Below are 11,941 nucleotides of genomic sequence, written 5' to 3'. Positions count from 1 at the left end.
CGGGAAACCACGTTAATCAATGAGGCGCTCTTGCGGTGTTTTCCAACACTTGGGATGATCGAGCGCTGATCCTTCACCCAACAGTTTCCAAGGCGACTGGTGGCCCTCCGCCAGATGCTCACGAATCACGGGATCAAGCTTGGGCAGATCCGTTTCGACTTCGGACAGGAATCTTTCAATGTTTCGAGCCTCCGCCCACCATCCAATGAACTGAAGCAGATCTGCTTTGCTTTTGTTGCCATCGGTCCAACGAACCGCGTTGAGATCAAGTGCGTTACTGATGGACAAAACTACCGGCGGCTGCGTCCGGAAGTCATACATGGATAGCGAAGGAGGTTCGGAGAAACCGCCGACGAAGTCCTCGGCCTCTGGCAAAGACGCCCCTTCACCGCAGGAAGCTCACTGGCTATGGACTGGAAGGCGTTTCTTTACCTTCCCTATAAGGCTGCTGTTGGGGCGAAACAAAAATTGCCGTCGTTTTGTAGATGTCGTACATACAGAAGTTCAATACCGACGCTGTAATGGCCTGCCCATCAATCGAAAAATTCGCGTCGGCCCCGTCGATTACGCGATAGTAGAAGTACTCTTTCTGGTCGCCGATCGATTGGTCCCGATCGAACAGCGACTCGAAATACTCCAACTGCTTGGCGTCGTCGGGATGATACGTGGGCATCAAGAAATGCGGCGCCAGAATCACTTGGCCCACAAAACGCGTATTGAATGCCCAATAATAGAGTGCACGGGCTCCCAGGGAGAAGTAAGCGATAACCCTGTCTACGTCGATTTCCGTGGAAATCGTCTCCACCTCTTGGCCGGAAGGTAAGGTAGCGCGCACAGGCTCCGGGTTCTTCGTCGCCAGTGCATGAAGCGAAGACGGCACTAGACCCTCGTTCACGAGCGCATCCAACTCCTTCATCGCGGCAATCCCTTCCAGACCATCGAGCCTGCGTCGGACTTCCTCGACTTTCGCTCCATCCGGGTCGCCATTTTCCAGCCGGTCCAGCGAGCGCCCGAATGAACGCTCGAGCGCTCGTCTTGAGGTATCTCGCACAGACGAGACATGCCCGACACCGTGCGCACGAATGTCGTACATAAGCATTGTCCGGATGTACTCGTCGTCTCTCGATTTGTCCTGGTTATGCTTTTTGCATGCCGGAACTTCGATCAACCCGGAACGACGGCCGACAGGGAAAAACGACTCAGGAGGGAAGTGTTCCGGTCCGACAGCGGGCTCGCCGCAGCAGTAGCAAGTGTCGCCGAGTTGCATTTCAATCCTTTTCAAGATCGATAGACGTTATGCCAAGCCTCCGCAACGGCCGGGTACCGGGCATGGAGAGAACTCGTGATGGTAGCAAACGAGACAGGCAAAAATCCAGAGAAGGAGAAGCGGAACGCGACCTATGACGGCCAGGCGAGTCGATAGTCTTGCCGTTATTCGGCACACTGGTCCAAGGCGAAGAACGGCGCCTGCTTCGGGTCGCCACTGCATCGGGTCGACGCCACGGCAAGGTGGCGTCTCCGCTGTGAAATTCAATCGGCCGCTCCGTATGAAGCACCACCTGCGCCATCGTCGCCGAGCTCGAACCTTTAGGTGTCCGCAGCCGTTCCGGTCGCGCATGCTATTGCCTGAAGTTTCGGATATGCCCGCCGTTAACCTCTAAGACTAATTCCCCAAAAACCTACATGAAACGCATAAACATCTACCCGAAATTTGCCCGAAACATGCTGGCGGTGCTGTTTATTCTATTTGCAGCGTCCACGGCGCTTCTGATAGTGCAACAGAAATTTTCGCTTCCGCCCAACGCTGCTGCGTCCTTCGCCGCTATCGTATTCGTGTTTCTGGCGCTTCCCCTGATGTCGACCACGCAGTACCTTTTGAACATCAACGACGTGGAAGCCGATAATCGTTCGTTTCGGGACGCCGATAACTTGCGTGAACTCGTCGCGCCGCTGCTGATCAATCTAGACTACAACGTGAGAATCGGGCAGTACCCCTCCAACGACCTTAATGCGTTTGCGATTTCCTCCGTATTCGGGAAAACAGCCCTGATCGGCTTTTCCACGCAACTGGTGGACAAGGCATCGCGAGAAGTGCTGCTTGCGATCGCAGCACACGAAGTCGCGCATCTCCGGCACGGCGACACAAAAAATAACGCATATATCCTCGCGTTCAATCACGCGTTGAAGGTATATCCGTGGCTATTTGCCGAACTATCGCGGCGAAGTGTCCGGCAGGCAGCGATTCCTATCGGACTCATCGTGTTCGTCGGCTTCGTCGCCATCGCTCTGCTCAACGGATCGACCGAGGCCTTCAGTTTCCTCGGGTCGCTCACGCGAAGTCTTGCGCCTATCGCCTGGAGGGCAGGGCTATGCGTCGTGGCCTTTATCGCGCTTGATTACGTACTGCATCGGGTTTTCTGCAGCTATAGCCGTGAGCGGGAGTTCGCAGCCGACGCACGCGCGGCCGAGATGACCTCGCCCGAGGCCATGATCTCCGCGCTGGACCTGCTCACCGACCCCGGCACGGCGGTCAGCGTATTCGATTCGCACCCACCCATGGGCGAACGAAAGCGCCGCTTGCGGATGATTTCGTCCGGCGTACACGAACGCAAGAGCGATCTTGGTTCGTCAACGTGAGCGGTATGCGTCGGCGTTCGCGACTCGCGCCTGCCCCCCGCGGACGATCGACGCTGAGTCGCCGTCCGGTCGAACCCTCACCAAGCCCGACTATAAACGGATGACAGACGCGTGCAGGTCGGTGAGCTAGTGAAGGGCGTACACACGCCCCCGCGGGCTTCGACTGACGCACGTGGCACGCGCCGCCGCCCCAAGGCCAGACTGCCTGAGGGCACCTTGAGTCAGTCGGCCATGACTTTTGGCATCTTCGGCGATACCACGGCGTCGTCGGGGAACAGTGCATCGAAGTATACGGCGCATGCGGAGACGATGAGTCGATTCATGTCCCGCAACCCGCCAGCCCTGCCATCCCCCAGGAAGTCGGTGAAGATCTGACCTTCGACGCGACGCTCGTTTGCAGTCAGAGCAGGAAGAACGGACGGGTCGCCACTAATCTCGTCGATTACGACCCGATCGTGATTTCCCGGTTCGACGTCGAACTTTATCGTACAACGTACCGGCAAAAACTGGTATGAATTGGCCGACACTCGTTGTTTGACAGGCTTCATTTTCTCGAAAATTCTGTATCCGGCTTCACCGACGGAATTGCAGAAATCGATAAACGATCGAATCTTGTTTTCGTCCTCGCAAAGGAGTTCGAGCCGTCTCGCATGAATGGCCACCGCCTTGGCGAGACTGCCATGGAGTTCCCGGATATTTCCCTTGACGTCTAAGACAGTCATCTGCGGCGCATCAGAGTCCTGATCGATCCAGTCTTCGAGTTTATCCAACAGGGAAATAATGACGGACACGTCGTTCTCCGTCATTATTTTTGCCATGATTTCGTACTCGGCCGCATTTTCCTCGAGCGTCATGCGAATCAGATTTTTCAGAAAAAACACCGCATCGGGAATAAATTCATGCTCGTTTGGTATCGGAATGATCCATTTTCTGTCGATACGCGTGCGCTTAATCTCATAAAATGGAATGTTGAATCTTAAACGGTCCATGTCCCGAAGTTCGATCAGCTCTTTTTCGATGATGTCGAGAACCGACTTGCCCGTCTTCTTCTGGAAGGTATCCGTGTAGGCGGTGCCGGCCTGGATTTTGAAAACATCCTTCTTCTCGTCATGCCGGAGTGCGCTCCGAATCTCCGCCGCGGACAGCAGGAAGCGAATGTTATCGTCGCTGTCGCCCATGTGGATCAGGAGGAAAAAGCCGCGACGCGGTTGTCCGTCTTCGTCGAGCACATATTTCGCAGGAATCTCATGCGACGTGTTGCGGTCCTGGCAATACTTGCTCTGCACCGTACAGAGCCGTGGCGGGAGGGGATCACTGAATGTCTCGGTCTCGTACTGGAGCTGGACCAGAAAATCTGCTCCGTGAATGTCGACCTGCCTTTTCAGCACCCAGAACCTCTCGCTCAACAAGCCAGAGGTCCGTTCCTGGCCGGTGATTCCGTTTTGTTGAATCTTGTCAGTCTTCCTGCTCATGTCGTCGTTCCCCGTAACGCCATGCCGCCATTGTAAGTTGGATCGCCAACGTGCCCGCGTCGGGCGCCGGGCAACGGCTGGCCTGCCGCAGCACTTGCGATGAGGCAGAGGACTTCTAGCTAAGTGCAGACGGCGCAACGGGCCTGCATTGGCGCGACGTGCGGGCCATCTGCGCTTAGCTAAGAATTCTTTGAGCTAAACCGCTCCGCTGACGGTTGCGGTTAAAGGCGCTTCATCTCGCCTAGCATCTTCAGGCGGCTGGGCTCGTGCAGCGAACTGAGAACCTTATCTTGACGCAGAACGCATGGTGGATGCGACGGCCCAAAAAATGCAAACAAAACGTCCGGCTCCTCGAAGCAGCAGGGCTTGGTATCCGGGTCAAATTCGAGTACGTCGCCAGCCAGCCACCCTTGTGCCTCCGTCGCGCATGACCGACAGAGCATCAGAGCAGTCGGCAGAAATTGCGCAAGCACCATAAGCGACTTACATTTTGGTGAAGGGCCGTTCAATGCTAAAGAGCTAGTCTGTAGCGTCCACAGCCCGCGCGAGCGTCGCCTGCATCCAGGACAAATACTGCTCCCATATGTCCCAAGGAATCGCCATGCGCTCTTCCTCGACGAACTGCAGTGAATATTTTGGCGAGTCTTCCCGCACAAGTTCAGGCTGCGACCATAGCCACCCACGCAGAGAATATTCGAGTTCCAGCGGCACATCCATAAGACAAACCAGTTTCTCCCCATCAATATCGTGTGAGATCACCCCGATCGGGATACCGAACATGAGTGCACGCAATTTGTCCCGAAACATCTCTTACGCTCCCGTATTCTTGCGCTTACCTACACGCCGACACTACCCATAGAACTCTCAACCATCATCGTGCACGATTCTGAGACTGACGAGGTGACAGTCGATGGAAACTGGAATTCGCAGTCGAGAAACCGGTTCGTCGTTCTGGGTAGGACGAGCAGCTTGGCGGCTTCACAGTCAAAGGTCAGGTTACTTCTTACCTGACTAACTGGCGGCAAGTCAGGGTTTTCAATAGCGTCAGACCACCGCGGCGTCACTACCATTCGGCGCTGCGTGTTCCATCGACATCACGAGGCAAGCCCCGCTCTAGTTGATTGAGCCGATGCTCTACAGCGCGCACAAGATCGACGAACTCCGTCCAATTCTCGATCCTGTCAGAGCCCGGGAGGCGCAAGTAACCCTGTCGCACGCCCCTGGCAAAAAGCAGTTCCGCCAAGTCCTCCGGATCCTGCGCTTCGAAGGATTGACCGGTGGCTGGAACTTTGGCGCTAAGGCGCGTCGGCCCACCGTCGCAGAACAGATTGGCAATATAAGGCGGGACAGGTCGCAGGGACGCGATTTCTGGCTGATCGTACTCGGACGACACATCCATCGAAGCCATGCCCGCCTGAGCGCAACTGACAGCCCACAGATAGTTGGCTTTCGTGTCGGCACTGCTTTCCCCTACCAGCTCGTAGATTCTCCCGGACCCGGTCACTCCCCGGCGTGTCTCCAGGTCAAATTTCACGATGCTAGTGCTTGTCCGTCCGTTCATGGTCTCCATGTTGTGCCCGACGAAATAGCGAGTACCCTCATCTGTCTCCATGACTTGCCAGCGGGAAAGAAAGACAACGGGTTGCAATTCAACAGGGGGAGATTTCCGGATTCCCATATACGCTCCTGATAGCAGCACAGGGCTTACACGACCCACGAAAATAAATACTTCACGCTTGACGCGCGACGCCGCAGGAAATTTTCACGCCTGCCTGCGGATCCAGTACTGCCGTCCACCGTCGACTGATGGTCCGGTGACGACCTCAATGCCATGTCGCCCGGCCCAACCTGGCGCTTCGCGAGCGGAAATTCCCATCGCCTTTGCTACCTTGAACAGCGGCAGAAATTGCTCGGTAAACGTCAGCAGATCGTCGACGTCAATGACTCTAGCTGCCCGACGCCCTAGTTTGCCCATTCGACTCCTGATCAGCCTTTTGTTGATCAGCTGGTACATCACCTCTTGTTTGACGCGGAGCCGACAAGCAGCTTCAACCACGGAAATGCTGGCGCCTTCTTCACGTGGCGTGTTTACAACGGAGATCACCGCGCTTCGGTCAGCGAAAATTCCCCGCAGTGTTGGCACCTTTTCAGGCTTACGGACAAGGCGAATAGCACCGCTCATGAGTCGGTCGAAGAATGCAGCCGACGTATCAATGGGGACGTATAGGCGTAGGGCCTCTGCAACGGTAATTGGATCACGAAAAACTGGCGTGTCTCCGTCGCAAGCAACCTGAATTTTGCCAAGCAAACGATCGACGGATCCGATATTGATTCGGATTCCGGTTGAAGTGATCAGCCCCGCCTTTGTCAGTGCCTGCATACGCCTCACCGACATCCCGGCATGTGTAGCCGCCGCCTTCAGAGGAACCAGCGCACGCTGTCTCTTCCTCAGGTCCTGAAGATCGGCGTCACTGATCACGAACCGTTGCCGTCCAGACCGTGTTCGCCGCACGGGTGCCGTAGCCCCCGTTTGAGAAAGTGCAGCAAGAATGGCCGGCTTTCGTGCCCGCGGTCGCCGACGCGATGTACCGTCCGCCTGACTTCCAGCATGTTTCTGATCCCAGAGTAGCGTAGATCCAGCACGCGATGAGCGAGCAACGTACGCATCCAGCAGATTCAGCATCCAGTTTCGCGCTGCCTCGCTTAGTTGCTTACGCAGCATGGTAAGCAGTTGCGGAAAGACTTCCGATAGCAGGGGAACATTATTCGCAGCCGCCTGAGGAACACGAAGGCGATCAAGCAACTCGAGGCAGGCCGACTGATCTGCTATCAGCGACGCCCCGGTCGTCACCAGCGTTTGTTCGACATTATCCTTTTGACGTGAGGCCTTCTTCAGTGGCTTGCCCCGAAGTCCGTACTCGGACAGTGCACCGAGAAAGCGGGCAAGTTGCCATCGCTCCTCCACGGATAGCGCAACTGCATTCGAACCGCTTACGCTGCTGACCAGTTCCAGGAGTTCGGACGAAAATGTATCAACCGCAACCTCCTGCAGGAGTGCCCCGCACGAACAGTTCAGGAAGCTGACATGCTTCCAGCGCAGCCTGCGTTGACATGCACGGCATACAGCGGCAAGCCAGCACTGATGCGTCAGGCATGCTGACGGACCGGAGCACCAGTTCTCATGCCAGTATCCGTCCGCGCTGGCAAGGCAATGCGGACACCACCGAGCCATCCCATGAGTTTTGGGGAGACGGGAGTCCGTGCATTCCAGCCATCCTGGGTTGGAAAGCCCATTGGCGAATGCCACCCGCAAGCGGTAGCCGAGGAAGCTCTCATCGGGACGCACCGACGGACGCACCAGGAGCCGCCCCGCGAACAGGGACGCTCCCTGGGCGCGCCAACCAGTACCAGGGACCTGGTCGCCAATCATTCCGGAAGCAGCGAAAGTTGGCGAGAACAACTCTCACGGTGCCTGTGTTCTAACACCTGAATGCTCCGCAACTGATGCATTCGCGCAAGCGCCCTGTGATCAATATAAAACGCCGAAAGTCCGGGGCTCTCAAGACGACGGAAGATTGGAATTTTGCCAGCGACAAGTTCCTTCAGCAGTTCCTGAGCGGCTAGTCGTCGGTAGCCTTTCGCATAGATCCATTCACCAAACAAAGGATGCAAGTCGGCGGGCTTTGCGGGACAAGGGCGCGACACGTCATCCAGACGCCGACAGAGCTCGATCAGTTCAGTTTCCTTATACCAGGGACGTGAGATAAGCATCGTAGCCTGAAGCAATCCAGCACCAACCAATAGCTGATAGCTACGCCGATCGATGTGCAATGCCCGCATCACGTCTGCAGGTGTTTTGATTGAGTGACACCACTGGCGACACGCCTCTACCTCCTGTTGCGGAAGGAACGTGAAGCGCTTCATGCCGCGTGCCACGACCCTGACACCCGAAATCTTGTTATGGTGGATCAGATGGCGCAGGAGCCGTGGCCGGCATCCTATAAGAATTTCAGCCCTTTCGAGACTCACATAATCAGCTGGTTGAGCATCGCCAGGAAGTCCGCCCGGGGTTGGTGTCTCGGGGCCTTCAATGGCTGCCGCCAGAAGCCTGTCGCGCAAGCTCGCAATGGGCAAACTGGACAGGCACGTCGGCCTGCGCGTCTCCTCCACCAACAAACGACGCAGTTGCGCCAGTGCAGCCCGCCGATGCCCCGGTTCCGCGATCTGACCCAGTAGTTGGCGGATTCCTTCGAGGGTGGGGATGATCTTGAGTTTGTGCTTCGCAACGAACTCGGCGCGGTGCAGTGACCGCTGCGCATCGTTCGTGGGGTAGTCGACGCCATACCTTCCGGTTACCAAAGCGTCGAGCATCCTTTCGACAAATACGACGCAAGGCAGATTGTGGGCAACTCTTCCGATATCCCCTTCAAGAATTGCCTGTTCGAAGCTGGACCACAATCGTTCGACGTGCGCCCGCTCAATGGGCATGGGGCATACTGCGCCCTCCCAAAGTTGATTGTCGGTGACCTCAGTCAGCAGATGCCTGTTCCCCTGTCTATAGTTGGCGGTGATTGCCGGTTCGATCAGGTCGTCCTTGAGGCGAACATGATGAATCGTGCAAACCTCGAATGTTGCTAGGCGCCAGCGCGCGCGAATGTATCGTGATTGCTGCATACACGCCGGGCAGTACCGGATCTTGCTCGCCCGTCCGGTAACGCTCCATTTTGGCAAAATCGCACCACCCCAAACTGGGAAGCCATCCGGCCTGCTCATCGTGGTGGCGGGCAGAACAGGGCGATATAGTTCAATATCGGTTTGCCATGGACGGCGAACTCCATTGGCTCGCGCTACTCTGAACAGGTAGGTTTCGATCCACTCGTCCGGCAATAGCGCCGGACGGCAAAGTGGCAAGCGCCTTGTCGAATTGGAAGTAGTCATGTCAGCGCACGCTCGCGTAGGGTTCGTCAGCCTTCACCAGCGGCATCTCGTTGAATGCTTTATGGAAGGGATTGCGGTTATCCGGTGATCCGGGATAAATCGCCGTTCGAAATGCTTCGGCGAGAGCCGTGTCCGTCAAACTGGGATTGGCGCTTCCGTAAGCCACTTCTACGGCACGTACCATGAGTCTCCGGATGTCACGCAATCGCCCGTCAGTTGCAAATGCAAATAGTCGGGTAATTGCAGCGTCCGATATTTCGATGGACGGAAGATCGCGTAGGTATCCCTTGAATACCTTGAGGACACTGCGGAACTCACGCTCTGCAGATGCGTTGGCTACCGAAAACTGGTCTATCTCGATAACCTCCCAGAATCGTCCACGCAGCTGATCATTGGTCTGGAGCAAGCGAATGGTCCGTGGAATACCGGCGAGCACGAATGAAACCCGAGTTGCGTCGACCAGGCGTTTAAGCCAGTCGGCTGCGGTGTGTAACGTCTTTTCACCGCCTCGATCTATGAGATGATTAGCCTCGTCGATGATCACGACCCTGACGCGGCACTGTCTGACGAGAAAAATGAGACGAGCGGTCAATTCAACCTCTTTCCCGACTTGCCATTTAGGGTCCCCCAGCGCCCGTAGTAGCGTATTCGCCATGATCTTCGGCGTCGGAGATTGCCCGAGCGGCACATACAGTACAGGTACCTCCGTGAACTCGTCGTGCTCGATGACAGGGTGCTTCATCGAATACCATTCAAGCAGGGTCGATTTTCCAACGCCAGATTCCCCAACGATCACAATGTTTTCGGCCTCTTCGGTTGAGCAGTGGTACTCGTACATCCGGTCCAATGTGCTCAGTATTCTTCTCACATGAGGGAAGTGAACAAAATTTGATCTGATATCCTTAATAATTTTCGAGCATGCGCAGTCAATGTTCACGGCGCACCTCGTCATTGATCGATTCGACCTCAAAGTCCGGGAGTTCATCAGAATCACAAGAAAAAGTCACTGAAGAAATGTTGCCCGTCTGCGTGATTCCAGCAGGCTCTGAACGATTGGCCGACTTCGACGTGGTATGCCCCCGCCTGGCACCTTGCCGCCTTGTTTTCAGTTTTTTTGACCGCATTGCCTCGTTGGCCATGTCGCGGATCATTTCCTCGCCGTTTGCGCGGGTTCGCCGGTGAGGATCCGACTTTGCATACTCGAGACGGGCCGCTTTGGCCTGCTCAACGGTCAGATTGTGGTATCGCTCGTCGGTGTTTTCAGCACGAATGTATTTGCAGTCGATCGGATCCCAGACCCAGATAAAGCCCGCATTTTCATACGGTGCCTTTATCTGTACCTTCTGCTTCGGGGGGAGCATGCGCCGTAAAGTGAGCAACTCGGTGGACACGTACTTGAACGTGTGGAAGTCAATGCCGTAGTGTTGCAAAGCACACTCCGCGAATTCGCCGAATTCAATGCCGAGATCACCGGCATTGCACTTGAGCGTAGGCGGATACGCTGACGCACTTTCCTTCCACACGTCGATAGGGGCCCGGCCACTTAGCCCCCTGTGCGGTCGGACGTGGTATACCGACGTGATCCAGATGTGAATCATCTCGTTCAGCTTGTCGAACGTGAGACAGGCTTCGTCTTCCGATTTAAACCCTATGCGTTGGTGAATCTTCGCGAGAGTCGTTCCGGGGAGCTTGTGAATAAAGGAATAGTTGAATGTTTTGATAAAACGTTCAACGTGCGGTTTGTCGTTGGGTTCTCGCGATGCGGCGTACTCACAGATGATTCCGAGGTTTATCATCGCGTCAACAACAGAGCCGGCATGAAACTCCCGGCCGTTGTCCATCAGCAGGCGCTCCGGCCATCCGTGGCAAGGCCATTCCACGGATAACTCGGGGAAGCGCTCTCGCAGATAGCTCTTGGGCATCATCGAGTGCCGCAGAGCCTCGAACACCGCGTGCACGCCATATCCGGCTGAACTGATACAGAACCCGAGAACGCATCTGGAGAATCGATCCAGTACCACCGTGAAGACCGGACGATCGATGGCTTGCCCGTTGGCATCGGTATATATCAGGTCGATCGGCGTATGATCGATTTCGACGATCTCGAGAATTCTTGCTACCCGACGCGCGCAAAACTGGTCCGCGAATCTGCGTTGTGCTTCGCGTTCTCCGTAACGGGCTGCTACGCGTTCAAAAGCATTGATGCTCTTGATTCGCCGTTGGATCGTCCGGAGCGCCGGAGCAGTAAGCCACTCGGACTCGATGCGAGTTGTGTTTAGCCGCTGGACCTCAAGGAACACGGCGTTAAAGACATCTTCGGCGGTTCCGCGCCTGCTGTTGAGAAAAACGGTTTCGATTTTTTCCTGCACGATACCTTCGACGGTACGATCTATTCGTGCCTGTCCCTTGCCACCTCGCCGATTGCTCTGGTCAAACAGTGCGCGGACATCAAAGTGGGCGAGTTTGTACTGGGCACGCCAACGATACACGGTCGTCGCATGGGGCGGCCGTACATCGTTCAGATCCGTTGCGACTTTTTGAATTGCTTCTCGCAGCGAAGATCGGGAGCCTTCGAATGCATCCACGCGATCAAGCGCTACCAGATAGTTCACACGCCGGCGCGTTTCGAAATCGCCTTGCGTTGCTGATGAAGCTACGGCAGGCTTTGCACCGATGAAGGCGTTACGTACCGGTGGCCGTTGATATTGGCCACCGGCAGCCGTTCGAAGATACCCGCGCACATATTCTTCGAGGAGATCTGCTTCGTTGTGGTCGGAAAATTCTCCTGTCGCTATATTTTCTAGTTGAGCGATGTCCCCCTGTACACGAACAAGCCGGTATTTTCCTTCGCCGCGAAAGACGATCTGATCCTTGATGAAGTTAGCCATGGTCGG

Annotated in this window: 10 protein-coding genes; 1 reads left to right on the top strand and 9 read right to left on the bottom strand. The window is 55.8% G+C overall.

What is annotated here, in order from left to right:
- Nucleotides 1-12 precede the first annotated feature (12 nt).
- Nucleotides 13-375, bottom strand: coding sequence for a hypothetical protein (locus BAC01S_RS34290; RefSeq protein ID WP_156954266.1), 363 nt, complete (start codon nucleotides 373-375; stop codon nucleotides 13-15).
- A gap of 31 nt (nucleotides 376-406) precedes the next feature.
- Nucleotides 407-1,267 carry a hypothetical protein gene (locus tag BAC01S_RS01350; RefSeq protein WP_027793152.1) on the bottom strand — a complete coding sequence of 287 codons (861 nt, stop codon included), beginning with the start codon at nucleotides 1,265-1,267 and terminating at the stop codon, nucleotides 407-409.
- Nucleotides 1,268-1,683: 416 nt separating this feature from the next.
- On the opposite strand from BAC01S_RS01350, the gene BAC01S_RS01345 reads away from it, so the two are divergent.
- Entirely contained in the window at nucleotides 1,684-2,637 is a 954-nt protein-coding gene (locus BAC01S_RS01345; protein WP_084168110.1) for a M48 family metallopeptidase, read from the top strand.
- Nucleotides 2,638-2,858: 221 nt separating this feature from the next.
- On the opposite strand, the gene BAC01S_RS01340 is transcribed toward BAC01S_RS01345, so the two are convergent.
- The 7 genes from BAC01S_RS01340 to BAC01S_RS01305 all read right to left on the bottom strand — a co-directional run bounded on the left by BAC01S_RS01340 (nucleotide 2,859) and on the right by BAC01S_RS01305 (nucleotide 11,935).
- The gene (locus BAC01S_RS01340) at nucleotides 2,859-4,109 is read right to left on the bottom strand and encodes a hypothetical protein (protein ID WP_027793150.1); all 1,251 of its coding nucleotides are present in this window, start codon (nucleotides 4,107-4,109) and stop codon (nucleotides 2,859-2,861) included.
- A 519-nt stretch (nucleotides 4,110-4,628) separates the two neighbouring features.
- Complete coding sequence (locus BAC01S_RS01330) at nucleotides 4,629-4,916, bottom strand: hypothetical protein (protein WP_027793148.1); 288 nt, start codon at nucleotides 4,914-4,916, stop codon at nucleotides 4,629-4,631.
- 256 nt (nucleotides 4,917-5,172) lie between these two features.
- On the bottom strand, nucleotides 5,173-5,787 hold the full coding sequence (locus BAC01S_RS33195) for a hypothetical protein (protein WP_052408665.1): 615 nt from the start codon (nucleotides 5,785-5,787) through the stop codon (nucleotides 5,173-5,175).
- A gap of 84 nt (nucleotides 5,788-5,871) precedes the next feature.
- Nucleotides 5,872-7,074 (bottom strand): hypothetical protein, encoded by a 1,203-nt coding sequence (locus tag BAC01S_RS34285; protein WP_156954265.1) that lies wholly within the window; start codon nucleotides 7,072-7,074, stop codon nucleotides 5,872-5,874.
- A gap of 461 nt (nucleotides 7,075-7,535) precedes the next feature.
- Nucleotides 7,536-9,047, bottom strand: a complete 1,512-nt coding sequence (locus BAC01S_RS01315; protein ID WP_084168108.1) for a TniQ family protein — start codon at nucleotides 9,045-9,047, stop codon at nucleotides 7,536-7,538.
- 1 nt (nucleotide 9,048) lies between these two features.
- Nucleotides 9,049-9,984 (bottom strand): TniB family NTP-binding protein, encoded by a 936-nt coding sequence (locus BAC01S_RS01310; protein WP_245616466.1) that lies wholly within the window; start codon nucleotides 9,982-9,984, stop codon nucleotides 9,049-9,051.
- Complete coding sequence (locus tag BAC01S_RS01305; protein WP_027793144.1) at nucleotides 9,974-11,935, bottom strand: DDE-type integrase/transposase/recombinase; 1,962 nt, start codon at nucleotides 11,933-11,935, stop codon at nucleotides 9,974-9,976. Before BAC01S_RS01305 ends, BAC01S_RS01310 begins: the two co-directional genes overlap by 11 nt.
- Nucleotides 11,936-11,941 lie beyond the last annotated feature (6 nt).

Source organism: Paraburkholderia acidipaludis NBRC 101816 (assembly GCF_000684975.1).
GTDB lineage: Bacteria > Pseudomonadota > Gammaproteobacteria > Burkholderiales > Burkholderiaceae > Paraburkholderia > Paraburkholderia acidipaludis.
Note: the sequence above shows the minus strand (reverse complement) of the source record. Positions and strands in the feature narration are given on the sequence as shown.